This is a genomic window from Actinophytocola sp., assembly GCF_035634895.1.
Lineage (GTDB): Bacteria > Actinomycetota > Actinomycetes > Mycobacteriales > Pseudonocardiaceae > Actinophytocola.
This window is the reverse complement of the sequence record NZ_DASQCC010000266.1, coordinates 41633-66809: the sequence shown is the minus strand read 5'-3', so window position 1 is coordinate 66809 and position 25177 is coordinate 41633. Positions and strand designations below refer to the sequence as shown.

The following is a 25177-nucleotide window of genomic DNA, read 5'->3' as shown; positions in this document are numbered from 1 at the left end:
CGGGATGCGTCGGCTGGTGATCGCGCTGGGTTGTGCGGTCCTCGCGGCGCTGTCCGGGACGGTGCCCGTCTCCGCCACGGGGGCGGGGCACCACCGGCCGGGCGGCGTGCTCCCGTCGCTGAGGCGGGACCTGGTGGCGTACTACGACTTCGAGCACGTTTCGGGGTCGGTGGTACGCGACCAGGGCAGGTCGCACACGAACATCAGCCTGATCAACGGTGCGCCGGTGGTGCGGGACGGTTTCCGGCACGCGGTGCAGCTCGGTCAGGTCGGCACGGCGCCGGGCAACGACGACTGGAAGGCCGGGACCTACTCGGCGTCCGGGGTGCCGTCGCTGCGTGCGTTCAACGCCGCCCGTGAGGCTACGGTCATGGGCTGGTTCAAGCTGACCGGCGTCAACCCGGCGCCGAACACCCAGACCTCGAACCCGGACGACTTCTACAACGCGTTCGGGCTGGCCGGCGTGCTCACCGGGGACTCCGACGGGCACGCGGTCCGGGCGCTGATGGAGGTGTTCGAGGTCCAGGGCCAGATCCGGGTGGTCGCCCTCGGCAGACGCATCGACGGCGGCGCGTCACAGACGTTCGCGGCGAACCTGCCGTGGCCGCGGATCCTGCCGCCGAACCAGTGGGTGTTCCTCGCCGCGACGTTCGACTTCGACACCGGCCAAATGGCGTTGTACCGCAACGGAAAGCCACTGGACGGTTTCTACGCGACCGCGGGTGACCCCTGGCAGCTCACCAGCACCCCGTCACCACACCTGACCACCGCCTCCGACCCGCGCGGCATCAAGATCGGCGGAAGCTTCCCCCAGAACACGCAGGAACGCAACCCATGCAACTGTCGCATGGACGACCTGATGTTCCTGAACCGCGCCCTCACCCCCAAAGAAATCCAACACCAATATTCCTGGACCCACTAACCCGCGAGTCCCGCATTCAAACACACCGAGTCCCGCGTTCATGCACATCGAACTGCGGTTTCGTGCACACGCCCTCTGCGCGAAAACGCGACTCGCTATGTGCGAAAACGCGACTCGCTATGTGCGAACGCGGGACTCGCGGGTTATTTGTTTAGGGCCAGAATTTCGTGTATGACGTGTTCGATCTGGCCTGAGGTCTGCCAGACCTGGATTTCGTGTCCGTTTGTTTTTTGGAGGCGGCCGGCGGTCGCCCACTGCTCCCACAGTTGGATGTTGTCCTCCAGGTCGTCGTGGGTGCGGAGACCGAAAAGGGCGTCTACGATCCGGCGTTTCGTCGGGGCGGCCAGGGTGGTGGGGAGGAAAACCCAGCCGATTGCGCGCAGCGGCTCGACCAGGTCGAGGAGCCGTTCGTGCTCGGCCGTCATTCCTTGCTCCTCAAGGCGTTTACTGGGGGCGGGCGGCACGCCGGAGCGCGAGGGGGAGGCCGCTCGACGACGTGCCGCCCGCCGATGTGCCCGGTCCGATATGGGCGGGTCGGGGACCGGGCGAGTGCGTTGCCAAGACTGCGGTAATTGCGGCACGCCCGCAACTTCGACTCGCCCGAGAATTGCATCATTACCTGATCGGGCGAGGGAGGTAACTTTCGGAAAAAATCGTGAATGCCCCGCCCCAGAACGGGTACGGGGCATTCACCGGTAGGCGACCAGCGCTTGTCGGAGCGTCGTGCTGCCGGCTCTCAGCTACCCAGCGGCTCCGCGGACAGCGTGAAGCGGAGGTCCAGGTGGGCCGTGTCGTTGAAGCGCCGGATCAGCCAGCGGTCGCCCCACACGACGAGCTGGGTGATCGACGCGTTGTCGCCGTCGGTGAAGGCGAACGGGCGGGCGCCGGTGGCCATGGACACGACCTGGCCGATCACGCCGCCGTGGGTGAACACCGCGATCCGGCGGTCGACGTGCTTGGCGGCCAGGCGCTCGATCGACTCCTGGATCCGCTCGGCGAACGCCTCGGTCGACTCCGCGCCGGGGATGACGTCCCAGCGCTCCTTCGTGTACATCTCCACCGCGAGCGGGTCGCGCTCGGCCACGCGGATGCGGAACAGCCCGCCCTCCCACTCGCCGAGCATGACCTCCCGCAGCCCCGGCTCGACCACCGGCGTGACGCCCAACCGTGCCGCCAGCGGCGCCGCGGTCTGGTGGGTGCGTTGCAGGTTCGTGACATAGAGGCCGTCGAGCTCCTCGTGCTCGAGCCGGTCGGCGACCCGCACTGCCTGCCGCTCGCCGAACTCCGCGAGCGGCGGGTCGCCCTGCCCGTCGACCATCGGGAACGGCCGGTCCTCGCGCGCCGGGGCGGACTCGCCGTGCCTGACCAGCAGGATCTCGGTCGCGCCCGGCGGAAGGGTGAATCGGTGCTGTCGGTACTCGGGTGGGTTGGTCACGGCCTCCATTGAACACTGCCGCTCATCGAATACTCGATGTCGAGTATTCTGACGTTCATGGGCAAGCGGAAGGTCGGCAACCCGCTCGCGCTCGCGGTGCTCGCCTTGCTGGGGGAGAAGCCGATGCATCCGTACGAGATGTCGAGCACGCTGCGGGAACGGGCCAAGGAGCAGAGCATCAAGCTCAACTACGGCTCGCTCTACTCGGTCGTCGACGCGCTCGTGCGGCACCAGCTGATCGAGGTGTACGAGACCGTGCGCGAGGGCCGCCGCCCGGAGCGCACCGTCTACGCGATCACCGACCCCGGCCGGATCGAGCTGATCGACTGGCTCTCCGAGCTGCTCGCCGTGCCCGTCAAGGAGTACACCCAGTTCGAGGCCGCGCTGTCGCTCATTCCGGTGCTGTCCCCGGACGACGCGCTGCGCCTGCTCGAGGTCCGCCGCATGCGGCTGGACGCGGAGATCGCCGCCAGCGACGGGATGCTGGCCGGCTGGGCGACCACCGAGGACATGTCCTACCTGTGGGCGATCGAGGCCACCTACGTGCTGGCCATGCGGCGAGCCGAGCGTGAGTTCGTGAACGGCGTGATCGAGAAGATCAAGAAGGGCGAGCTGTCCGCGATCAGGACGTGGCGGCGGGCGCACGAGATCGCCGATGGCGTGCCGGGCGTGTCCGAGTGGGAGCAGGCCGTCAAGGACGAAGGCGTCACCTGGCCGAACCAGTGACATCACTCTTGACGTCACCATGATGTCAGCGACATACTCGACTTCGAATATACGAAGGGGGAGAGTTCGTCACACAACACTGGCCGGGTGCGGCAACACCCGGCCAGTGACCAGAAACCCAGGCTCGGCTCGTAACCGGCACCAGGCGCACCTTCAACAATAGCCGTGCGTGCGGACGGGCCTGGTTGACCCAACCAGGAGGAAGCGTCGATGACGCATGCGCACGAGACGGCCATCGAGGCCGTCGACCTAGTCAAGAGGTACGGGGACGTCACGGCCCTGAGCGGGCTGAGCTTCTCGGTCCGTGCCGGCACGGTCTTCGGGCTGCTCGGCCCGAACGGCGCCGGCAAGTCCACCACCATCAAGATCCTCACCACGCTGTCCCGGCCGACCAGCGGCTCCGCGACCGTGGCCGGCGTCGACGTGCTGGCCAGGCCGAACGACGTACGCCGCGCGATCGGCGTGGTCACCCAGAAGACCGGCGCCGACCCCCAACTGACCGGCCGGGAGAACCTGCTGCTCGTCGGGCATGTCCACGGCATGCGTGGCCGCGCGGCGAAGCAGCGGGTGGACGAGCTGCTCGCGTTGTTCGACCTGACCGAGGCCGCGAACCGGCTGGTCAAGCAGTACTCCGGCGGCATGCAGCGCAAGCTCGACGTCGCCATGGGCCTGGTGCACCGGCCGACGGTGCTGTTCCTCGACGAGCCGACCACCGGGCTCGACCCGCAGGCCCGCAGCGAGATGTGGTCGGAGATCGCCCGGCTGGCCCGCAGCGAGCGGCTGACGATCCTGCTGACCACGCACTACCTGGAGGAGGCCGACCACCTCGCCGACCAACTCGTCATCGTGGACCGCGGCCGGCTCGTCGCCGAGGGCAGCCCGGAGGAGCTGAAGAGTGAGCTGCGTGGCGACGCGGTCGTGATCGACCTGTCGCCGGAGGCGTCGGTCGACGCCGCACGCACGGCCATCGAGGGGTTGGCCGGCACCCGGGAGATCACGGTGTCCGGCCGGACCATCCGCACCCGCGTCGACCACGGCGCGAGCGCGGTGCCGGCGGCACTCGCCGCACTGGAGCGCTCGTCGGTCGCGGTGGCCGCGGTGACGGTCGCCCGTCCCGCACTGGACGACGTCTACCTGCGCTACACCGGCCGCACGTTCGCCTCCGCCGACGCGAGCAAGGACCAGCTGGAGGTGGCCCGGTGACCACCCTCGTCCCACACGCCCGCTTCCTCACCCACCGCCTGGTCATGTTCACCCTGCGCCAGCCGGCGTTCGTGGTGATCATGCTGGTACAGCCGATGATCTGGCTGTTGCTGTTCGGCCAGCTGTTCAAGCGGGTCGTCGAGCTGCCCGGCTTCGCGACCGGCTCCTACATCGACTTCCTGACCCCGGGCGTGGTGATCATGACCGTGCTGTTCAGCAGTGGCTGGGCCGGCATGGCGTTCATCGACGACATGGACCGCGGGGTCATGGACCGCATGCTGTCCTCGCCGGTCAGCAGGGGCGCGATGATGCTCGCGTCGGTGCTGAACCAGGCGGTCTCGATCGTCGTGCAGGGTGTCGTCGTGGTGCTGGTCGGGCTGGCGCTCGGCGCGGAGTTCTCGGGCGGGATCGCCGGCGTCCTCGTCATGTTGCTGGCGGCGGTGCTGCTCGGCGCCTCGTTCTCCTGCCTGTCCAACGGAATGGCGTTGATCGTGCGCACCGGGGAGTCCCTCATCGGGTTCTCCACGATGCTCACCCTGCCGCTGTCGTTCCTCTCCTCGGCGATGATGGCCCGCGAGGTGGCGCCGGACTGGATCCAGACCGTCTCGTCCTACAACCCGGTCGACTGGGCGGTCGTCGCGGCCAGGCAGGCGCTGTCGGCGGATCCGGACTGGTCAGCGGTGTTCGTCCGGCTCGGCGGGCTGCTCGCGGTCGCCGTCGTCGCCGGGTTCGTCGCCACCCGCGCCTTCCGGTCCTACCAACGATCGCTCTGATCCTGGCAGCATTGGCCGGGTGCCCGTTGAGCTGAACGCGTTGCGGCTGCGCCTACTCGGTCAGGTACTACAGCAGGGCGCGGCCACCGATCCGTCGGTCGTCAACGCGTTGCGGACGGTGCCGAGACACCTCTTCCTCCCCGACCTGCCACCTGAGCAGGCGTACCGGGACGAGGCGATCGTGACCAAGCGCGACGGGGACGGCCGGCCGATCAGCTCGTCGTCCCAGCCGACGATCATGGCGATCATGCTCGACCAGCTGGCCGCACGCGGCGGCCAGCGCGTGCTGGAGATCGGCGCCGGCACCGGGTTCAACGCGGCCCTGCTCGCCAGCATCGTCGGCGGGCGGGGCCGCGTCACGAGCGTCGACCTCGACGCGGACACCGTCGAGCACGCCCGCGAGAACCTCGACGCCGCCGGTTGCGCGGACGTCGCCCTGGTGACCGGCGACGGCGCACTCGGGTGCCCCGACGGCGCCCCGTACGACCGGATCATCGCGACCGTCGGCGTGTGGGACCTGGCCCCGGCCTGGCGCGAGCAGCTCGCGCCGGGCGGCCGGCTCGTGGTGCCGCTGGACCTGCACGGCGTGCAGCGCTCGGTCGCGTTCGAGCTGGCCGGTGACCACTGGACCAGCCGGTCCGCGCAGCCGTGCGGCTTCATGCGCATGCGTGGCCCGTTCGCCGGGCCGGAGCGGAGCTACCGGGTCGGCGAGTCGGTCACCCTCAGCCTGCCGCACGATCGCGCCGTCGACCCGGACGCGCTCGCGGCGGTGCTCGCCGAGGCCCCGACCGTGGTCGGCACGGGCACCACGCCGAGCGCCGCGGAACTGTTCGACGGGCTCAGCCTGTGGCTCGCGGTGCGGGAGCCGCGTTGGTGTGGACTGTCCGAAGTCGCCGGCGCCGGCGTGCCGACGCTGCGTGCCGCGCCGATGCGGGCGCCGGAGTCCACCGTCACCGCGGGGATCCTCGGCGACGACGGCGTGGCGCTGCTGAGCAGAGCCGACGGCGAGCTGGCCGTGCTCGGCTACGGCGACGACACGGTCGCCGGCGAACTGCTCGCGCACGTCCAGGACTGGATCTCGGCGGGCCGGCCGGGCACCGACGGGCTGCGCATCGACGCGTACCCGGCCGGCGTGTCCGGCCCGGACGGTGACATCGTGCTCGAGAAGGCGGAGTGCCGGTTCATCCTGTCGTGGTAAGGGCTGGACCTCCCGATGGCGTTCGCTTCCGCCTCTGCTCCTGTAGGGTGCACGCACAATGGCGAATACCTCTCACGTTCTGCCGGAGGACCGGCTCGGTGTCCGCACGCGGTTCGGCTACGCCCTCGGGTCGCTGTCGACCGGCGCGTTCGGCACGGTGCCCGGGCTTCTGCTGCTGCCGTACCTGACCGACGAGCTGGGCGTGGCCGCGTCGGTGGCCGGTCTGCTCGTGCTGCTGCCGAAGGCGTGGGACGTCGTCTTCAACCCGATCGCCGGACGGATGAGCGACCGCACCACCGGCAGGCTCGGTGCCCGCCGGCCGTACCTGATCTACGGCGGCGTCGCGCTCGCGATCCTCTTCGCCGCGTTGTTCGCCGGCCCGGACACCGGCTCGACGGCGCTCGACGCGACGTACGTGGCGGTCGTGTTCGTCCTGTGTGCCACCGCGTTCGCGTTCTTCGTGGTGCCGTTCAACGCCTTGCCGGCCGAGCTGACGACGAGCCCGGTCGAGCGGACGCGGCTCACCGCATGGCGCATCGCGTTGCTGGCGGTCGCGATCCTGATCAGCGGCGCGGGCGCGCCGGCCGTGCGGGACGTCGTCGGCGGCCTCGCCGGCTACCGGATCATGGGCATCGCCGTCGGCGTGCTCATCCTCCTCGGCTCGATCGCGGTGTTCATCGGCACCGCGCGGACCCGGGTCGCGCCGCCGCTGCCGTCGGTGGCGAGCTGGCGGGAGACCATCGCGGCGGTACGGGACTGCCGGCCGTTCCGGGTGCTGCTGGGCGCGTTCGTCGTCCAGGCGGTGGGCATCGGCACGCTGCTGGCCGGTGTGGACTACCTGGCGCGCGTCGCGCTCGGGGACGCGTCGTGGCAGCCGCTGCTGTTCGTCGCGTTCGTGGGGCCGGCGCTGCTCGTGATGCCGGTGCTGCAGCGGGTCGCCGGGCGCTACGGCAAGCTTTTCGGTTACGTGGTCTCGACCTTCGTCTTCGCGTTCGGCATGTGCGGCGCGCTGTTCGCGCGGGCCCTGCCGCCGGTCGCGATCGTGCTGTTCGTGGCGGTGGCGGGGATCGGGTACGCGGGGCTGCAGGTGTTCCCGCTGTCGATCCTGCCGGACGTGATCAGCGCGGAGGAGAGGCGTACCGGGCAGGTCCGCGCCGGCGTGTTCGCCGGGGTGTGGACCGCGGGCGAGACACTCGGTCTCGCGCTGGGCCCCGGTCTGTACGGGCTGATCCTGGCCGTCGGCGGGTACGTGTCGTCGTCCGGTGAGGAGGTCACGCAGCCCGGGAGCGCGGTGACCGCCGTGGTCATCGGCGCCGGGCTGGTGCCCGCCCTGTTCGCACTCGCGGCGCTGCCGTTGTTACGGCACAAGGAGTTGTTCGCCACGTGAGCCTGCCTACCGTTGGTCTGCCCGCGGACCGGGTCCTCGACTCGCTGCGTTCCCTGCGGGCCGGCGACCTGCCGACGCACGGCGGCCGCACCCTCGCCTACGTCTACGACAGCGGACTGTCCGGTTTGGACTCGCTGGCCGCCGAGGCGCACGCGCTGGCCAGCTCGGCGAACGGCCTCGATCCGACGGCGTTCCCCAGCCTGCTGCGGATGGAGAACGACATCGTGGCCGCGGCGGCCGGGCTGCTCGGCGGTGGACCGGCCACGGTGGGCAGCGTGACGTCCGGCGGGACCGAGAGCTGCATGCTGGCGGTGCACGCGGCCCGCGTCGCCCGCCCGGACGTCGAACGGCCGCGGATCGTGGTGCCGTCGACCGCGCACGCCGCGTTCCACAAGGCGGCGCACTACTTCGAGGTCGAACTGGCGACGGTGCCGGTGACGCCGTCGTTCACCGCGGACCCCTCGGCGATGGCGGCGGCGATCGACGGCCGCACGGTGCTGGTGGTGGTGAGCGCGCCGTCGTACGCGCACGGCGTGATCGACCCGGTGACCGAGGTCGCGGCGGCCGCCGCCGCGCGGGGTGTCCGGTGCCATGTGGACGCCTGTATCGGTGGCTGGGTGCTGCCGTACTTCCGTTCGCTCGGCGTGTCCCTGCCCGACTTCGACCTGTCCGTGCCCGGGGTGACGAGCCTGTCGGTGGACCTGCACAAGTACGCTTACTGTCCGAAAGGGACGTCCGTGCTGCTGCACGCGAACGCGGAGCTGCGGCGCCCGCAGTTCTTCGCGAGCGCGTCCTGGCCCGGGTACACGATGCTGAACTCGACGCTCCAGTCGACCCGCTCGGGCGGCCCCCTGGCCGGGGCGTGGGCGGTGCTGAACCACCTCGGCGACGAGGGTTACCGTGAGCTGGCGGCCCGCGTGCTGTCCGCGGTCCGCGCGGTCCGGTCGGGCATCGAGTCGCTGGAGGGCCTGGCGGTACAGGGCGATCCACGGTCGACCCTGCTGTCGGTGGCGGCCACGTCGGACGACTTCGACGTGTTCACGGTGGCCGACGAGATGACCGAGCGGGGTTGGTACCTACAGCCACAGTTCGGTTTCGAGCTGTCCCGCCCGAACCTCCACCTGACGGTAACGGCCGCGAACCACGGCGCGGAGTCGTTGCTGATCGAGGACCTGGCGTCCGCTGTCGCCGCCGCCCGGCGACGTGGCCCGGTCACGGTACCCCCCGAGATGGCGTCGATCATCGCGTCCCTGAACCCGGCCGAGCTGACCCCGGAGAACTTCGCGGCACTACTGGCGACAGCCGGCCTGACGGAAGTAGCGGCCCCCACCCGCATGGCCGAGATCAACACCATGCTGGCAGCCGCCCCACCACCCCTACGCGAACGCCTACTGGCCGAGTTCCTGAGCGCCCTCTACACCCCCACCCCCTAACGCGCGAGTCCCGCGTTCAAACACACCGAGTCCCGCGTTCGCGCATACCGAGTTGCGGTTTCGTGCACACCGAGTCCGAGTCGCGTTGGGCGTGTCTGCACGAAACCGCAACTCGTGGTGTCTGAACGCGGGACTCGCTATGGCTGAACGCGGGACTCGCGGGGGAGTGCCAGGCGGACCAAGGCCGCGCCGGCGGCCTGCATCGGTAGGCCCTCTGTCGATGTCGAGGTGAACGGGCGCATGGTGACCGCGCCCTCGTCGTTCACGGCCACCCATGCGCCGAACAGCTCGTCGAAGGTGTCGGTGTCGATGCTCACCTGTACGAGGAGGTCGGTCGCGTAGGTCAGCGGGTCGACGCCGAGTCCCAGTACGTGGGCCGTGAGGTGGCCGGTGTCGAGGGCCGCGGTCATGGCGGTGGCGAACGGCCAGGTCTCGTAGTCCGGCGCATCGACCTCCGGCTCGCCGAGCAGCTCCTCGGCGTACTCGCGGAGCATGAAGCGCCAGAGGTCGAAGTCGTCCGGGCCGGACGACTGGAACACGCCGACCGGCACGACCTGGTAGAGCCCGCCGGCGTGCCCGACCTTGGCCGGGTCGCGCCAGTGCAGGAGGAACTGGTCGCCGCCGCGGACGGTCAGGGCGCTGACGGCCATGTTGGCGGGGCGCAGGCGCAGGTCGGTGGGGTCCGTGACGGCATCGCGCAGCGGGGTCGGCGTGCCGTCGAGCCGGGCCGCCGCGTACTCGTGCGCGGCGGCCTCACCCGTGTCGATGGAGTCGAAGTACCACCCGTCGCCGAACACGAGCCGCGGTGCGGGACCGGCCAGGTCGGCGTCGAGCAGCCGCCAGGTCGGCCGGTTCTCGAACACGGTGGGCGCGTCGAGCGCGGCCATCGCGGCGGAGTAGCTGGCGTAACCCGGGTGACCGGACGCCACCGGCAGGTCACAGCCGGGCGCCCGCGCGAACGAGATCTCCAGCGAGGACAGGGGAATCGGCGCGGCAGGCGTCCATTCCGGGCGGGAGAGCAGCGGTGTTCCCGCGAGCCCCGCCGGGAACCCGGTGGCCAGGTCGTAGCGGTGTGACCGCAGGTAAGCGCGTACTTCCTGCCAGCTGCTCATGGCTGCCCATTCTGCCGGTTCGCCGGGACCCACCCGACGGCGAGACCGCCTGCACGTCCACAAAGGACCAGCGGCCGGCGTTCCCCGGCCGCGTCTCGTCGTTCCATCTGACGCTCGGGGGTGATCCTGACGTACTGTCGTCGGGGTGGAGTGTGCCGCCCCGGGGAGGTGCGTCGGTTGACGGAGTCGAGCGGGTTGATCGGCTCAGCCCAGCGTGCGCTGCGGGTGCTGGACATCGTCGGCTCGGCCGGCGACGGCATCACGGCGAAGGCGGTGGCGAGACGCACCGGTTACAACCTGTCGACCACCTATCACCTGCTGAACACGCTCGTACACGAGGGTTACCTGATCCGGCTGGGGCATGGCCGCGGCTTCGGCCTCGGCTACAAGGTGGGGAGCCTGTACCAGCGCCTGTGCGCCGAGCTGGACGTGGACCAGGAGCTGCAGGACGAGCTGCACCACCTGCACCTGCGGGCGGAGGCGGCCGCGTACTACACGGTGTTCCGGGAGACCGACATCGTGGTGGCGGCGGTGGCCGACTCGCCGGCGTTCCCGCGCGCGACCCCGCTGGACTTCGGCTTCCACGAGGCAGCGCACGCGACGGCGTTCGGCAAGGTGCTGCTGGCGTCGCTGCCCCGCCGTGAGCGCCGCGAGTACCTGGCGGACGCCGGGATGCCCCGCCTGACGTCCCGGACGACGGTCCGCGCGGTGGACCTGGACACGGAGCTGGAGCACGTGTCGCGGGCCGGCATGGCGCTGGAGATCGAGGAGTTCCAACCGGAGCTGGCCTGCCTGTCGGCGCCGGTGCTGGACACCGCCGGCCGGGTGACCGGAGCGGTGGCGTTCTCGGTCCCCTCCACGGAGTTCGCGGCTCGCCGCTCGCACCTCGAACGAGCGGCCAGAGCCGGCGCGGCCCGCTTCGCCCAGCTACTGGCGAAGACCCCCGACCTGATCAGCGGTCGCTAGCCGACACCGGGCTGGCGGTAGGCCGCCACGTGGGCCGGACACAGGTACAGCGTCAGGCCCTCCGGCGTCGTCGTCCGGGACAGACCACCCCACTTCTGGGTCCGGGTCGAGCCTGGTCAACATCGCCAGCAGCTGGCGGTAGTCGGCCTCGTTGACGGCACGGGCCACCGGGGTCGGGTCCGCGTCGTCCAGTTTGGTCAGTTCCGGCTTGTGCACGATGTCGTCGGGCAGCTGGCTCACCAGCTCCTTCATGAGGTCGAGCTCCGCGGAGAGCTGCTCGTCGAGCTTGTCGACCGCGATGCCGACACCGGGCACGACGAGCGGCGCCACGTGCTTGAGACCGGTGATCAGGTGCTGGACGTACGGCCCCAGCTTCCGGAGCCACTCGGCGGGCTGGGTGATCGGATAACATCCGGCCGGTTCCGGGAGCCGGTGCCAGGCACCGGGCTCCTCGCAGTGGAGACGTAGCTCATAGGCACTGCCGGCCAGCTTCTTCCTGGTCGGCACGATCGAGAAGACGCTGGGGCACCGTGCTTCCTGCTGCACCTGGAGCTGCCGCTGCGTCCGGAGGAACATACGCTGCGTGAACGCCGTCTGTTCCTCGACGCGCTCGCCCAGCCGGGTCAGCATGGTGGACAGCTGCTCGATGCTCATCCGCGCGGTGTCGCGTTCGGACGGTGCGAGCCCGAGCAGCAGCTCCGGCACGGAGACGTCGTCGGCGGACTTGCGGCACTCGATCCGGTCCTTCGGCGGCGTGCGGGCCAGGCGGGCACTGAGGTCCTCGTAGTCGAAGAGCTCCTGGCACCTCGGCTTGCACCGGCACGGCACCTGGCGGGTGATCTGCAGACCGGGAAACCGTTCCAGCGTGAGGTTGAGCCCGTCGTCGAGGACCGAGAAGAACGCGGCGGGTGTCGGTCCACGCACCGCCAGCTCGACGATGTTGCGGTGGGTGTCCGCCCGGACGAGGGCGAGGTGCTGCCCGTCGCCGTGGCCGAGCAGCGCGCCGGTCCGCCAGTGCATCTTCCTGCTGAACCGGTGTGAGCGCGCGATGAACCAGGTGGGAATGCCGGGTGGCATGGTGTTGAGCCGGTAGAAGACCTTGATCTCCCGGGTGTTCTCCCGCTCCCCGATCGCGTCCCAGTCCGTACGGAAGTCGGGCGGGTCCCACTGCAGCCGTTCCACGACGAGGCTGAGGTCGTCGGCGCGACCGCCCTGGATCCGGTAGGACAGGTCGTACTTGTCCATCATGCCGAGGAAATGGTGCCGCAACCCCGGGTCCAGGTCGGCCCACAGCTCGTTGAGATGGCTGCGGGTGAGCAGCCCGTGCGCGTCGGCGACCTGCTCGCTGTCCAGCACCATGCTGATGTAGTCGTTGACCCAGCCGGGTTGGAGCACCACCGTCTGCGACAGCTCGGGATCGTCGCTGTAGTAGAGGATGTCGCCCAACTCGTGCAGCGCGACCGCGACGTGCCGCTGCAGGTTCCGGTCCCGCACCCCGGCGTCGGCCATCATCCTCCACAACCGGGCGGGCGTGAGGTGGTTGTCCCCGGCACCGCGGACGGCCTCGGCCGCGGTGAGCCACGTGGTCGGCCACTCCGATCCCATGAGCGGCAGCCCGGCGGCCTCGTCGGCCAGCCGCGTGCGCAGCGCGTCGAGTCCTTCCCGGCTCGCGTTGTCGACGGACAGGCTGTCGACGATCCTCGGATACTCCTGCCGGAGCTCGGAAAGCGGCAGGTCCACGGGCCGGTCCCCGACATGCGTGGCCACCAGCACGATCGGCGACTCCGGCGCGCGGGCGGTGATGATGTCCAGCCAGTACCGGAGCCTGCCCTGCTCCCATCCGGCCCGGGAGCTCCACAACAGCAGGAAGAGTGACCGGTTGGTGAGGAAGAACTGGTGCGTCGCGTGGTAGATCTGCTGCCCGCCGAAGTCCCACGCGGACAGCCGCATCTCCACCGGCTCGGCCGGATGCGGGACCACGAGGTCCCTGATCATCAGCCCGTGCGTGGACTCCTCGTCTGGATCGTGTCGTTCGTCGGCCAGTGCCCGCACCAGCGACGTCTTTCCGACGCCGCCTTCACCGACGATCAGCAGCTTGGAGAGCCACTGCGTGGAACTGCCCTTCTTGCGATCGTCGATGAACGCCACCAGCGACGCGGACCCGCCGGCGGCGACCTCCGGAGGCGGGCTGACGAGGGGGTTGGCGCTGACCGAGATCTCGGTCAGCTTCGGCATTTCGGTCAACCAGTCGGGCAGCTTGGTGAGCTGGTTGTTGTTGGCCTGCAACTCGGTCAGCCCGGTGAGCCGGGCGAAGCTGTCCGGCAGCGCGGTGAGCCTGTTGTTGCCGATGACCGCCCTGGTCAGCCGTCGCAGGTTGGCGACGCTGTCCGGCAGCGACGAGAGCCGGTTGTTCTCGACTCTCAGTTCGGTCAGGCCGGTCAGGGCGCCGAAGTCCGTCGGCAGCACCGTGAGCTCGTTGTCGTCGAGGCGCAGTGACGTCAGACCGGTCAGCTCCGCCAGACCGTCCGGCAGGGTGGACAGCTGGTTGCCGTTGAGCCACAGAGTCGCGAGGGCGGTGAGATCGCGGATCCAGGCCGGTAGCTCCGCCAACGAGTTCTGGTCGAGTAACAGGCTGGTCAGCCCGGTCATCGTGCCCAACCACCGTGGCAGCTCGTGGAACTGGCAACGAGTCAGGCTGAGGGTCCTGAGCCTGGTGAGCTTCGCGATCGATCCTGGCAGCGTCGCGAGTGGGTTGCGGCCCAGCATCAGGCGCGTGAGGTACGTCAGTTCGGACAGCCAGCCCGGTATCTCGGTCAGCGAGTTGTCGTCCAGATACAGCGTGGTGAGGCCCGTCAGCCTCCGCAGCCACGCCGGTGTCTCCGTGAGGCCGCAGCCGGTCAGGCTCAGTATCCGCAAGCCCGCCAGGTCGCCGAGTAGCGCGGGTAGTTCGACCAGCGGGCTCTCGTCCAGGTAGAGCTCGGTGAGCCCAGTCAGTTCCGGCAGCCACGGCGGTACTTCGGTGAGCCGGCAGCCACAAACGTTGACGGTCCGCAGACCGGTCAGGGCCGACAGCTCGGCGGGCAGCGTGGCTATCCGGTTACCTCTGACGACCAACACCTCGAGCCCGGCGAGTGTGCCCAGCCAGCCCGGCAACACGGTGAGCGAGTTGTCGGCGATCTTGAGGTGCGTGAGGCCGGCCAGGCCGGTGAGCCAGCGCGGTGCCTCGGTGAGATGGCATCCGCCGAGGTTGAGCTCGGCAAGCCCGGTCAGGTCGCCGAGCCATGCTGGCAGCGCCGTGATCTGGTTTCCGCTGAGATCGAGGTTGACCAGTCCGGTGAGCGTCTCGACCACGTCGGGAACCCCGGACAAACGGTTCGCACCGAGCCACAGTGTGTGCAGCCCGGTCAGCTCGGCGATGGCGCTCGGCAAGGTGGTGAGCTTGTTGCCGCCGAGGTACAGCTGCCTGAGGCCACCGAGATCGCCGGTCCAGTCCGGTAGTTCCGTGACTCGATTGCTGGAAAGAACCAGAAAGCTGAGCTCGGTGAGGTTGCCTACCCACTCCGGTACGGAGTCCAGGGCGCATGCGTTCAACCACAGTGTGGTCAGTCCGGTGAGGTTGCCGATGCTGGCCGGGAGAGCCGCGGAACTGTTGGCCAGGCTCAGTTTCCTGAGCTCGGCGAAACCGCCGATCCAGTCGGGTATCTCGGTGAGCCGGTTCCAGCCGAGGTTGAGGTCGGTGAGCCGGCTCAGGGTCGCCAGTTGGGGTGGCACGTCGTCGAAGCTGTTGCTGTTCAGGTTTATCCCGGTGAGATTGACGGCATCGCCCATCCAGTCGGGAAGCTCGGTGAGCTGGTTGTCGCTGACCCGCAGCTCGGTCAGCTCAGTGAGGTTGGCGACCCACTCGGGTATCGCCTTGAGCTGGCACTGGCTCAGGTTGAGGCTCGTGAGGCCGACGAGGTCGCCGAGACCGTCCGGCAGCTGGACGAACCTGTTGTCGCTCAGGTCGAGCGAGGTGAGGTTCGGGAACTTCCCGAACCACGAGGGCAGTCCGGCGAGCCGGTTGCCGTTGAGCCTCAGCTCGGCGAGTTTGGTCAACCTCACCAACCATTCGGGCACCTCGACGAGACCGCACCCACCGAGGTCGAGGGTGGTGAGGTTGGCCAGTCCGCCGAGCCAGCCGGGAAGTTCGGTGAGCTGGTTGTTGCCGAGGTCGAGTTCGGTGAGCCCGGTGGCGGACTCGAGCCAGGCCGGTGGTTCGGTCAACCTGTTGCCGTCGAGCCGAAGCTCGGTGACCGCCCGCAACGGGGGCAGCCCGGTGAGCCGGTTGTCCTGCACGTCGAGGCAGGCCAGGTCGGTGAGCTCGCCGAGCCAGTCGGGCAGCTCGGTCAGCCGGTTGCTGTAGAGCAACAGCTTGGTGAGCCCGGTCAGCTCCGCCACACAGTCCGGCACCGCGGTGAACCTGTTGCCGCCGAGGGAAAGCGACGTGAGGTTGCGGAGTTCGCCCAGCGTGGCCGGCAGCTCCGCGAACCGGTTGCGGTTCAGCCACAGCTCGTCCAACTCGCGGAGGTCCGCGAACCAGCTCGGCAGCCAGGCGAGGCGGTTGTCGTTGAGTCCCAGCAGGGTCAGCGCGGTGAGGTTGCCGACCCAGTCCGGTACCGCCTCGAGCCGGCACTGGCCGAGCGTGAGCTTGGTGAGCGTGGTCAGGTTGCCCAGGCTGTCGGGCAGGGTCGCGAACCTGTTCTCGTGCAGGCGGAGCTCTTCGAGGTTGGCGAGCTCGCCGATACGGTCGGGAAGGCGCACGAGGCGGTTGTTCTGTAGGTCGAGCCGGGTGAGGTTGGTGAGCTCACCGAGCCACTCCGGCAGCTCGGTGAAGTGGTTGCCGTCGAGCCGGAGGTCGGTCAGCGCGGTCAGCCGCCGCAGACGTTCGGGCAGCCGGGCGAGCCGGTTCCCGTCCAGGTCGAGGCGATTCAGGGCAGTGAGGTCGCCAAGCCACCCCGGTACTTCGGTGAGGCGGTTCGCGTGGAGCCGAAGTTCGGTGAGCTGTGTCAGGTTGGCGAGCCACTCAGGCACCGTGCCCAGCGCCCAGTCGCCCATGCTGAGTTCCCTGAGCCCGGTCAGGGCGCCGAGGTGTTCGGGAACGCGGCCGAGCCGGTTGCCGTCGAGGTAGAGCAGGGTGAGGCTCGTCAGCCGGTCGAACCGGTCCGGTAGCTCGGTGAGCCGGTTCTCGTCGAGCCAGAGCTCGGTCAGCGCGGTGAGCCTGGTCAGCTCGGGCGGTAACCGTGTGAGCCGGTTGTCGCAGACCTTCAGGCAGCGCAGGTTCGCCAAGCCGCCCAGCCAGCCCGGCAGCTCGGTGAGCCGGTTGCCGTTGAGGCTCAGCTCCGTGAGGCCGCTGAGGCTCGCTATCCGGTCAGGCACCGTGTCGAGGCGGCAGTTGTCGAGACTGAGCTTGGTGAGACCCGTCAGCTCTTCGAGCCAGCCCGGCAGGCCGGCGATCCGGTTGCCGTCGAGGCGGAGTTCGGTCAAGCGGAGGCCGGCGATCCGCGGCGGCAGTTCGGTCAGGTTGAGGTTGCTCAGGTCGAGGACCGATTCGTCGGAATCCGTCGCATTTTTGATGCGGCGGAGTGCCTCGTCGGACATGCTGCCCCCAGGGTGGCCGATGCTTCATTACCCAGTTTAGTGATCGTTCCTTTGGGGCTCGTTGCCGGCGAAGCTGGTATAAATACGACGGAAGTGAATCAAGGGGCTCTCTCCCCTTACTCCATTTGGGTCGCTGCGCCTTCACCCGATCGTGGCAGTTGTTTTGGGTTTGCAGCTGAATACGTACCTGGTGTATGCATGTGCATTAGCAGATTCGGCGTGACTAGCTGACTGGGTGTAACCATCCGCTCGCCGATTTCTGCGGACCGCTCATCGTTTGGGCGGTGGGCCGCGGTGATGTTACAAGATCAATAAGAGAAGATGGTTGAGCGTCTGGGGTAACGGCCGGCTAACGGAACGTGGCTCCCTGCTGGAACAGGGAGCCACGGATCGGTCTCGTGCTCCAGGCGCTCGGTGCCCGTACTAGTGAGTGACGAAGCGAGGAAGCACGAAACGGTGACCAGGATAAGGCTCGAGACCACCATGACAGAAGAGAACAGGCCCAAAAACACGGAACACCAACCGAAAGCGCGTAGAGCCGTGCGGCTTCCCGCGCCGGAAAAGCCGGCGCAGCCCGCGACATCGTCCGCTCGTCACGCCTCCGCGTCGGCTCGGGCCTCGCTGAAGGATCGGTTGTTACGGGTCGCTGAGCGTCTGGTCGGGGACTGGGCTCCCACCCTGCGCGCGGCCGCTTTCCGGGCCGTCCTCTTCCTGCTCGTGCTGATTGTCATCGGTGTCGCGTTCGGGTTCGAGTTCGCCGCTCTTGGTGCCGTCATCGGATTTCTGACCTTCCTCGTCGGGCGGGCCGGAAGGCGGGGCTGAGCGCGGCCCAGTCGGCCAGGCGGTGCCAGCCCACCATGGGGTAGTCGCGGCGGAGGCCGTCGACATCGACGTCCATGCCCACCGTGCCGAAGTAGCGGAACATCGCGGCCAGGTCCGGTGAGTACCGCTCGGCCACCTCGATCGGCGCCTGTTCGTACCGCAGTTCACGACCGAGCGCGGCGGCGAGGACCCGGGCGATCTCCGGGCCGGTCAGCTCGTCGGACGCGATGTCGATCCTGCGGTTCGCGAACTCCGCGGGCCGCGTCAGGACATGGGCGGCGAACGCGCCGATGTCGGCCGACGCGATCAGTGCCAGCGGCTTGTCCGGGGGCAGCGGCACGCTCAGCACCCCGCGCTCGTACGACGACCGGTGCCACGGCCCCGCGTACTGGTCCATGAAGGCCGCCGGGCCCAGCACCGTCCACGGCACGTGCTGCTCCGTCAACGAGCGCTCGATGAGGAACTTGCTCTCGAAGTGCGGGATGCCGGTGCCGCGGTCCGCGTTCGCCGCGGACGTGAACACGACGTGCCGTAGGCCGGCGGCCGCTTCGACCAGCGTGGCGCCGGCCTCGACCTCGGCCGCCACGCTCGAACCGAACGGCGTCGTGACGGCGAACAGCGTGTCGACGCCCTTCAGCGCCGCGTCGACGGACGCCCGGTCGCGGAAGTCGGCGTACACCACGTCCGCGCCCAGTGCGGCGAGTGGGGCGGCGGCCGACGGGTTACGGGTCAGGGCGCGAACCCGCTGGCCCCTGGCGAGCAGGGCGCGCGCGGTCGCACCGCCCTGCTCGCCGGTCGCGCCGGTGACTGCATGGTAAAGTATCTGCGTCATGCAGATAATCTACGAACTGATGTCTGCGTCGCGCAACTAATTAGTCGCGCAACCAATTAAGGGAAGAGGGGTGCCCGTGCGACGGGTGGAGCGGCTCGCCGAGCTGAACCGGGTCTCTCGCCAGTACCTGGCCTCCTACGTCCTGTTCAACCAGGCCGTGGCCGACCGGCTCGGCATGCACCCCACCGACGTGCAGTGCCTCAACCTGCTCACCCTCGACGCCGAACCCCTTACCACCGGCCAGATCGCCGAGCTCACCGGACTCACGAGCGGGTCGGCGACCCGCCTCGTCGACCGGCTGGAGCGCGCCGGCTACGTGCGCCGCGAACGCGGCACGGACGACCGCCGGCGCGTGCTCGTGCTCCTCGTCGACGACAAGGTCGCCGAGTTCGGCCGCATGTGGGCCGAGCTCAGCGCGGGTTGGGACGCCATCTTCGACGACTACACCGAGAAGGAGCTGGCGCTGCTCGTCCGCCACATGCGCCGCACCATCGAGCTCGGTGCGGCGCAGCGGACGCGGCTCTGAGCGGAGCCGTGCGTCTTCTCAGTTCGGGTTCTGTGCGTGCGTGAGGGTCTGCCAGGCCACGAACAGGTTGTTCGTCCCCTGTGGACGGTGGCCCTCGGTGTAGATCTTGCTGTTCGGCATGGTGATGCCGAGCCTGGTGTTGAGGTGGTTGTAGCCGACCTCGGTCACCGGGCCGAGGCCGCGGTCGACCGTCCCGCCGCACAGCCACGACGGCGGCGACTCCAGCTCGTACCGGGACTGGAAGCCGATGGCCGTGCGTAGGCGGTCCTGGATCTCCGGGTACAGGCTCTGCCCCTGGATCCTGGTGGTCTCGGCGAAGTCCGCGATCGACGCGATGCCGTAGCCGGTGTGCGTGAAGTCCCGGCACGTCTCCTGCGTCAGTCCCTCGGAGAAGGTGCTCTGCTTCTGCCAGTAGTCGATGATCTCGTCCCGCGTGTCGATCCCGCTGCCGGGCGGGGTGTGCGGCAACGCGCCGTCGCTCGCGAGGTACACGTACGCCGGCACGCGCGTGCGGTACTTGGCCACCGCGCGGTCGTAGCCGGCCTTGTCCTCCAGGAACACCGAGATGCCGAGCGTGGCCTCGACCATGACCAGCTCCCAGTTGCCGTTGCTGGTGGCGTTGCCGTTGACGATCTTCGGCAGGTACACGTTGCGCAGCATGGTGCCGAAGCGGCCGGCGTTGGGCCAGTTCCCGTACGCGTACTTGATCAGCTCGGCCGCCTGCGCCCAGGAGACGCCGGCCCACGCGGTCTGCAGCGGCGCGTTGCTGTTGGTGTGGTCGGTGATCGTGGCCGACCAGGCGTCCATGAGCTGAATCGCCTTGGTGGCGTAGCGGGTGTCCTGCGTGATGTACCACATCAGGGCGTCGGTGTACGCGGCGATCGCGTCCTCGCGCTCGTCGGTGCAGCCCAGGTTGGGGTCCGAGTACGGCCCGCACTCGACGACCGCGCGGGGCTTGGCCGTTCTGGACAGGGACGCGTACCTCGAGGCGGCCATCTGGTCGTAGGCGGCGCGCCACGGCTGGGCATTCGCGTTGACCTTGCCGCGGACGAAGTCGAGCATCGGCCGGCTGACGAGCACGCCGGGGTGGGTGAAGGACGGGGGAGCGGCGGTCGCGGGGACGGCCTGTGCGCTGAACACCAGCAACAGGGCGAGAACACCGAGGACAAGCCGCTTGCAGGGTGCGGACATGTCAATGATGGTCCGATGGTCTAGACCAGGCTGTCAATAGATAGGTTGACTAACCAATGCGTTGTTGAGGAAAAGGATGGTTGAGTCCGCACCGAGGTGGGTAACCAGCCCGCGACAGGGTGGAATCAAGGGAGGTGCGGGAAGCATGCTGATCCTCGGTTTGCTGCTTCTGGTGGTGAGTGGCGCCGCAGGCGTGCTGCTGATCGCCTACAACCAGGGTGGCGCGGAGCAAACAGTCACGATGTTCGGCAGGGACTGGACCAGTGCGACCATGATGGAGGCGTTCGTCGCCGGCATGGTGGTCGCGGCGGTGTTCCTGTTGGGCCTCTGGATGATCATGTCCGCGGGTCGCAGGGCTCGGGTGAACCGTGCCCGCTACCACGACGTGCGCAAGGAGGCCCGTGAGGCCGCCCGCGAGCGGGACAGGCTCGCCAAGCAACTTGCCGAAGAAGAGGACCGGCGCGAGCCGGTCACGGAGACCATGGTGACGCCGGCGAGCGGCACGGCCGTGCATGAGGCCGCGCCTGCGGGTGCCACGCAAACCGGTGCTCCGCAGGTGGCGCATCATGCCGCGCCTGCCGGTCAGCAGCCGGTGATCACCAACATCAAGCCCGGCGACTCCCCCACCAAGTAGCCGGGCGGCGAAAGCGGCCGGCCACACCCCACTCGACGCGTACCGGTTTTCCCTCCCCCCGGTGGACCGGTAGGCATGGGGCGTGGCCGGCCGCCTCGCGCTGTCAGCGCAGCGGCAACGCCTGCTCCGCTTCGAACCACGTGCTCGTGTCGGCCAGCTCCGCCGCCGGGGTGATGGACCGGGCGACCCTCTTCAGCTCGTCGACCGAGAACTCCTCGCTCGTGAACACGAGACCGAACTGCCCCAGGTTGATCGCGACGTACGGGCCCTGCGCGGTCTCCTTCGAGTCCATGTCGCCGGGTGCCATCGAGCTGCCCTTCCCCAGCCGCACCAGCTGGATGCCGAGCGAGCCGGCATCACCCACCAGGGGAAGCGCCGCGCTCGTACTGGTCTCCATGTGCCCGGCCGGGGTCACGCCGTCCGGGACGCTCGCCAGGTCGGCTGGGAACTCCTCGGCCGGATGGAGACCGGCGGGCAGGTAGCCGACCCGGAACGGCAGCAGGACCGGCGTGGTCCGGTCGAACCGGACGGCCTCCGCGATTCGCAGCAGGGTCTCCCGGACGTCGGCGGGCGCCACGGCATCAGGCTCCGTCGGCCGGTACCGGAGCACGGCCCAGGCGCCCGGCGCGTACTCCCACGCGACTCCCGGTGCCCCTTTGGTATTCGGGAGGTCGTACTCGTACTGGAAATCGGGCCGGTAGAAGCCTTTCATGCCGTTGACCAGGACCGGTTCGCCGATCTGGCCGGCAGGCGGGGAGTAGCGGCCGGCCACGAACACCTCCAGCAGGTTGGACACGTCCGACGGCGTGACGCCGATTGACGCTGTGGCCGTCCCGGCGAGGCGGGAAACGCCGTAGGACACATGGAGGCCCGCGTTCTCGTCGAGCGCGAACGGATAGCGCAAGGGGTTGAGGTGGCCCGGGTCGACCGCCGCGGCCGTGTTCCCGCCACCCGACGGGCCGGTCATGTCCCCGACCAGTACCGACCCGCCCACCGTGACGGCCGCGACCACCGCGGCCGCGACCACTCCGGCGACGCGTCGCCGCGCCGTCCGCTGCCGCCTTGCCCGCGCCAACCCGGCCAGGATGCCGGCGGTGTCGGGCGCCTCATGTTCCAGCGAGCTGAACGCGGTGCGCAGGTTCTCCTCGGTGTACATCAGCTGTGCTCCTTGACTGGCGTGGGTCCCAGCTCGACGCGAAGCGCGGCGAGGGCCCTGGACGCGTAGCCGCGGACGGTGCCGGCACCGCAGCCGAGCACCTCCGCGATCTCGATGTCGGACATTCCCGCGTAGTAGCGCAACACGAGCACGGCGCGCTGCCGCCGAGGCAGCTTGTCCAGCTCGATGCGCAACGCGTCCCGTTCGGCGTGCACCGCCGCGTGGTCGGAGACCGGGTCGACGACGGCGGGCGGATCGGCGTGCGGCGCCACACGGCCCCACCGGCGCCGCCAGGACAGGTACTCGTTGACGATCATCCGGCGGACGTAGTGCTTCGGCGAGTCGAGCGCCCCGATCCTCGCCCAATGCCCGTACACCCGGAGCAGTACCTCCTGGACGACGTCCTCGGCGAGCCCACGATCTCCCGTGAGCACCGCCGCGAAACGCAACAACCCGGGAAGGCTGTCCGCGGCGAACTCCTCGAACATCATGAGACCCCCTGGTTCCCGAACCACGTCACCAACTACACGCGCGAACCAGAGGATCTGCTGTGCGCCCGTGGCGTCGGGGTCGGTCGCATCCGGCAGACTTCGCAACCATGGACGGAATCGGACTGCGCTTCGACGAGGTCGCCGAACTGTACGACCGGGTGCGACCCGGCTATCCGGACGAGCTGTTCGACGACGTGGCCACGCTGACCGGCGCCCCGTCCGGCACGAACGTGCTCGAGATCGGCTGCGGGCCCGGCCAGGCGACCCGCGGCCTGCTCGCCCGCGGCTGGCACGTCCACGCCGTCGAGCCCGGCGCCGCCATGGCCGCGCACGCCGCCGCGAACTTCGCCGGCCGGCCGTTCACGGTCGACGTCGCCCGCTTCGAGGACTGGGAAACCCACGAGACCGTCGACCTGCTGTTCTCCGCCACCGCCTACCACTGGGTGGCCCCGGAGGTGCGCTGGACCAAGGCGGCGGCGGTCCTCGCGCCCGGCGGTGCCATCGCGCTGGCGACCAACCGCACGGTCGCCGGTGGCGAGTTCGACGAGGTCTACCGTGCCTCGGCGGACCTGCATGCGCGGTACGGCCCCGAGATCGACTTCGGGATACCCGTCACCGCCCGGTCGGTCATGGACGAGATCCACGCGGCACGGCACGACATCGGCGCGGTCTGGACGGACGCGGACCCGAAGTCCGGCCGTGGCCACGCCGGACCGCTGTTCACGCCACCCGAGATCCGCTCCTACGAATGGGAGACGACCTACGACACCGCCGATGCGGTCGGGCTGCTGTCCACCTACTCCAGCTACCTGCGGGTGCCGGCGGAGCGTCGTGCCAAGCTGCTCGACGGCATCGCGGACATCGTGGAGCGGGACTTCGGGGGCTCGGTCACCCGTCGCTATCTCGGCGTGCTGGCAGTGGCGAAGCGACGCTGACCGGAGAAGGATCGTCCACCATGACGATGATCGAGATCACGCCCGAGCCGGGTGGTTCCCAGCGACTGGACGGCTACCTCGCCACGCCCAGGGGCTCGTCGCACGACACGGGGCCGTGGCCGGGCATGGTCCTCATCCACGAGGCCTTCGGCGTGGACGACAACATGCGCGCGCACGCCGACCGCCTGGCCGCGATGGGATACCTCACCCTCGCGCCCGATCTGTACAGCCAGGGTGGCGCGCGTAAGTGCCTTGTTTCCACGATGCGAGCCATGCAGTCGGGCAGGGGCCGGGCGTTCGCCGATCTCGAGGCCGCACGTAAATGGCTCGTCGCCTCGGACAAATGCACCGGCAGGGTCGGCGCCATCGGCTTCTGTATGGGCGGTGGCTTCGCGTTGCTGACAGTGCATTTGCATGATGCAGTTTCCGTCAACTACGGCATGCTGCCCAAGAACGTGGACGAGATCATGGCCGGCGCGTGTCCGGTGGTCGCGAGCTACGGCGCACGCGACGGGTTCTTGCGCAGCGCGCCGGCCAAACTGGAAACGGCGCTCACGAAAGCCGGCGTCGTCCACGACGTGAAGCAGTACCAGAAGGCCGGGCACGCGTTTCTCAACGAGACCGAGGGCGGCCCCGGCTGGTTGCGGCCGCTGCTACGTGCGTCGCATTCCGGCCCGGAACCGGAGGCGGCCGCGGACAGCTGGCGGCGGATCGAGACCTTCTTCGCCGAGCACCTCGGGGCGGGAAAGAACTGATTACCGCCGGCGCCGGTAGAAGTCGGCCGGCACCGGCGCCATGGGCGGGACGGGGACCTCGTGGAATGCGCCGTCGAGCCCGGCGACCTCGCCGTCCGGCACGGCCAGCACGACCGCTTTCGTGCCCGCGACCAGCCACGACGGGCTGCCCGTGCGGTATTCGCCGAGCACCGGGAGCGTGACCTTCGCCAGGTCGGCCGGCAGCCCGTGCCGCCCGTCGCCGAGGCACCGGGCGTCGCGGGCCAGAGACCGGTACGGCGCCGTGACCAGGCACGACGCCATACCGGAAGAGACGGCGCGACCGCGGACCGCGTTGATCACCGCGGTCAGGTCCTCGACCTCGCGCCGCACGTCGTGGGGCTGGTTGTCACCGCTCTCGCCCCGACCCCACCCACTCGCACGCGATCTCGGTGCCGGCGGCGGATGACCTTGTCCATGAGTACCGCCCATTCGCTTGGCCGTACCCCACGCCGAACCCGTACCCGCTGGTTCGACATCCCGGGACAAGGAAATTCCCGGCCCGCCGCCGGCACCGAGCGCGCGGTTTACTTCTTGGCCCGGGTGCGGCGCTTGGGGGCGGGCTTGGCCGCCTTCTGCTCCTCCGCGGCCTTCGCCTCCTTGTACGCCTCCACGACGTGCGAGGGGATTCGGCCCCGTCCCGAGAGGCCGTATCCGTTCTCGTTCGCCCATGCGCGGATCAGTCCCGCTTCCGCGGACGTGCCGGAGCCGTTTTGCGTCGACTTGCTACCACGCTTGAGCCGCCCGCCGACGCGCCGCGCCGACTCGACATACTGGACGAGACTTCCACGCAGCCGTTCGGCGTTGGCCTCCGACAAGTCGATCTCGTAGGTCACCCCGTCGAGGGCGAACGAGACGGTCGAAACATCCGAAGATGCCGTCCCGTCCAGATCGTCTACGAGTTGAACCAATACTTGCTGTGCCATGTACCTGCTCCTGACCGTTGCACGATTCGTGCATACCCGCTGGTTTGTTGCTCGCAACTGTGCAAATAATCTGCTGAATCCGCCATAAGCGCAAGTGAG

General features: G+C 69.2%; 23 protein-coding genes. 13 read left to right on the top strand and 10 right to left on the bottom strand.

Translation table 11 applies throughout. The features are described 5' to 3' along the window. Positions 1-4: 4 nt before the first annotated feature. A complete protein-coding gene (locus VET29_RS41160) occupies positions 5-922 on the top strand; it encodes a LamG-like jellyroll fold domain-containing protein (protein ID WP_324932106.1) in 918 nt (305 codons plus the stop codon). A 143-nt stretch (positions 923-1065) separates the two neighbouring features. On the opposite strand, the gene VET29_RS41155 is transcribed toward VET29_RS41160, so the two are convergent. After that, positions 1066-1347, bottom strand: a complete 282-nt coding sequence (locus tag VET29_RS41155; protein ID WP_324931962.1) for a hypothetical protein — start codon at positions 1345-1347, stop codon at positions 1066-1068. Positions 1348-1658: 311 nt separating this feature from the next. Further along, complete coding sequence (locus VET29_RS41150; RefSeq protein ID WP_414636739.1) at positions 1659-2366, bottom strand: histidine phosphatase family protein; 708 nt, start codon at positions 2364-2366, stop codon at positions 1659-1661. A 48-nt stretch (positions 2367-2414) separates the two neighbouring features. Between VET29_RS41150 and VET29_RS41145 the strand changes: the two genes are divergently transcribed. From VET29_RS41145 to VET29_RS41120, 6 genes are all read left to right on the top strand, one after another. Next, positions 2415-3083 (top strand): PadR family transcriptional regulator, encoded by a 669-nt coding sequence (locus VET29_RS41145; RefSeq protein ID WP_324931957.1) that lies wholly within the window; start codon positions 2415-2417, stop codon positions 3081-3083. 210 nt (positions 3084-3293) lie between these two features. After that, positions 3294-4286 (top strand): ABC transporter ATP-binding protein, encoded by a 993-nt coding sequence (locus VET29_RS41140; RefSeq protein WP_324931954.1) that lies wholly within the window; start codon positions 3294-3296, stop codon positions 4284-4286. Further along, the gene (locus tag VET29_RS41135; protein WP_324931951.1) at positions 4283-5059 is read left to right on the top strand and encodes an ABC transporter permease; all 777 of its coding nucleotides are present in this window, start codon (positions 4283-4285) and stop codon (positions 5057-5059) included. Before VET29_RS41140 ends, VET29_RS41135 begins: the two co-directional genes overlap by 4 nt. 19 nt (positions 5060-5078) lie before the next feature. Next, complete coding sequence (gene fxlM, locus VET29_RS41130; RefSeq protein WP_324931948.1) at positions 5079-6257, top strand: methyltransferase, FxLD system; 1179 nt, start codon at positions 5079-5081, stop codon at positions 6255-6257. 58 nt (positions 6258-6315) lie between these two features. After that, a complete protein-coding gene (locus tag VET29_RS41125) occupies positions 6316-7644 on the top strand; it encodes an MFS transporter (RefSeq protein ID WP_324931945.1) in 1329 nt (442 codons plus the stop codon). Positions 7645-7661: 17 nt separating this feature from the next. Then, positions 7662-9077: a pyridoxal phosphate-dependent decarboxylase family protein gene (locus tag VET29_RS41120; RefSeq protein WP_324932103.1), complete on the top strand. Its 1416-nt coding sequence runs from the start codon at positions 7662-7664 to the stop codon at positions 9075-9077. Positions 9078-9214: 137 nt separating this feature from the next. Here VET29_RS41120 and VET29_RS41115 read toward each other — a convergent pair whose 3' ends face one another. Beyond that, positions 9215-10189 (bottom strand): hypothetical protein, encoded by a 975-nt coding sequence (locus VET29_RS41115; RefSeq protein WP_324931943.1) that lies wholly within the window; start codon positions 10187-10189, stop codon positions 9215-9217. A gap of 177 nt (positions 10190-10366) precedes the next feature. Between VET29_RS41115 and VET29_RS41110 the strand changes: the two genes are divergently transcribed. Continuing rightward, a complete protein-coding gene (locus tag VET29_RS41110; RefSeq protein ID WP_324931940.1) occupies positions 10367-11155 on the top strand; it encodes an IclR family transcriptional regulator in 789 nt (262 codons plus the stop codon). Here VET29_RS41110 and VET29_RS41105 read toward each other — a convergent pair. Continuing rightward, positions 11117-16792 (bottom strand): leucine-rich repeat domain-containing protein, encoded by a 5676-nt coding sequence (locus VET29_RS41105; RefSeq protein WP_324931937.1) that lies wholly within the window; start codon positions 16790-16792, stop codon positions 11117-11119. The two genes, VET29_RS41110 and VET29_RS41105, sit on opposite strands and share 39 nt — an antisense overlap. Positions 16793-17218: 426 nt before the next feature. On the opposite strand from VET29_RS41105, the gene VET29_RS41100 reads away from it, so the two are divergent. Then, a complete protein-coding gene (locus VET29_RS41100) occupies positions 17219-17614 on the top strand; it encodes a hypothetical protein (RefSeq protein WP_324931934.1) in 396 nt (131 codons plus the stop codon). Here VET29_RS41100 and VET29_RS41095 read toward each other — a convergent pair. Continuing rightward, complete coding sequence (locus tag VET29_RS41095; protein WP_324931931.1) at positions 17565-18446, bottom strand: NmrA/HSCARG family protein; 882 nt, start codon at positions 18444-18446, stop codon at positions 17565-17567. The genes VET29_RS41100 and VET29_RS41095 overlap by 50 nt on opposite strands. A gap of 76 nt (positions 18447-18522) precedes the next feature. On the opposite strand from VET29_RS41095, the gene VET29_RS41090 reads away from it, so the two are divergent. Next, the gene (locus tag VET29_RS41090; protein WP_324931929.1) at positions 18523-18972 is read left to right on the top strand and encodes a MarR family winged helix-turn-helix transcriptional regulator; all 450 of its coding nucleotides are present in this window, start codon (positions 18523-18525) and stop codon (positions 18970-18972) included. An 18-nt stretch (positions 18973-18990) separates the two neighbouring features. Here VET29_RS41090 and VET29_RS41085 read toward each other — a convergent pair whose 3' ends face one another. Beyond that, positions 18991-20163 carry an alginate lyase family protein gene (locus tag VET29_RS41085; RefSeq protein ID WP_324931925.1) on the bottom strand — a complete coding sequence of 391 codons (1173 nt, stop codon included), beginning with the start codon at positions 20161-20163 and terminating at the stop codon, positions 18991-18993. A gap of 145 nt (positions 20164-20308) precedes the next feature. Between VET29_RS41085 and VET29_RS41080 the strand changes: the two genes are divergently transcribed. Continuing rightward, positions 20309-20797 carry a hypothetical protein gene (locus tag VET29_RS41080; protein ID WP_324931922.1) on the top strand — a complete coding sequence of 163 codons (489 nt, stop codon included), beginning with the start codon at positions 20309-20311 and terminating at the stop codon, positions 20795-20797. Between the two features lie 103 nt (positions 20798-20900). On the opposite strand, the gene VET29_RS41075 is transcribed toward VET29_RS41080, so the two are convergent. Together VET29_RS41075 and VET29_RS41070 are read right to left on the bottom strand one after the other, a co-directional pair. Then, positions 20901-21953 (bottom strand): hypothetical protein, encoded by a 1053-nt coding sequence (locus VET29_RS41075; protein ID WP_324931920.1) that lies wholly within the window; start codon positions 21951-21953, stop codon positions 20901-20903. Further along, positions 21953-22444 (bottom strand): SigE family RNA polymerase sigma factor, encoded by a 492-nt coding sequence (locus tag VET29_RS41070; protein WP_324931917.1) that lies wholly within the window; start codon positions 22442-22444, stop codon positions 21953-21955. Before VET29_RS41070 ends, VET29_RS41075 begins: the two co-directional genes overlap by 1 nt. A gap of 107 nt (positions 22445-22551) precedes the next feature. On the opposite strand from VET29_RS41070, the gene VET29_RS41065 reads away from it, so the two are divergent. Both VET29_RS41065 and VET29_RS41060 read left to right on the top strand, forming a co-directional pair. Then, complete coding sequence (locus VET29_RS41065) at positions 22552-23379, top strand: class I SAM-dependent methyltransferase (protein WP_324931915.1); 828 nt, start codon at positions 22552-22554, stop codon at positions 23377-23379. 20 nt (positions 23380-23399) lie between these two features. Further along, the gene (locus tag VET29_RS41060; RefSeq protein ID WP_324931912.1) at positions 23400-24134 is read left to right on the top strand and encodes a dienelactone hydrolase family protein; all 735 of its coding nucleotides are present in this window, start codon (positions 23400-23402) and stop codon (positions 24132-24134) included. On the opposite strand, the gene VET29_RS41055 is transcribed toward VET29_RS41060, so the two are convergent. Beyond that, entirely contained in the window at positions 24135-24485 is a 351-nt protein-coding gene (locus tag VET29_RS41055) for a hypothetical protein (RefSeq protein ID WP_324931909.1), read from the bottom strand. Positions 24486-24679: 194 nt separating this feature from the next. Further along, positions 24680-25078: an Lsr2 family protein gene (locus VET29_RS41050; RefSeq protein ID WP_324931906.1), complete on the bottom strand. Its 399-nt coding sequence runs from the start codon at positions 25076-25078 to the stop codon at positions 24680-24682. Positions 25079-25177 lie beyond the last annotated feature (99 nt).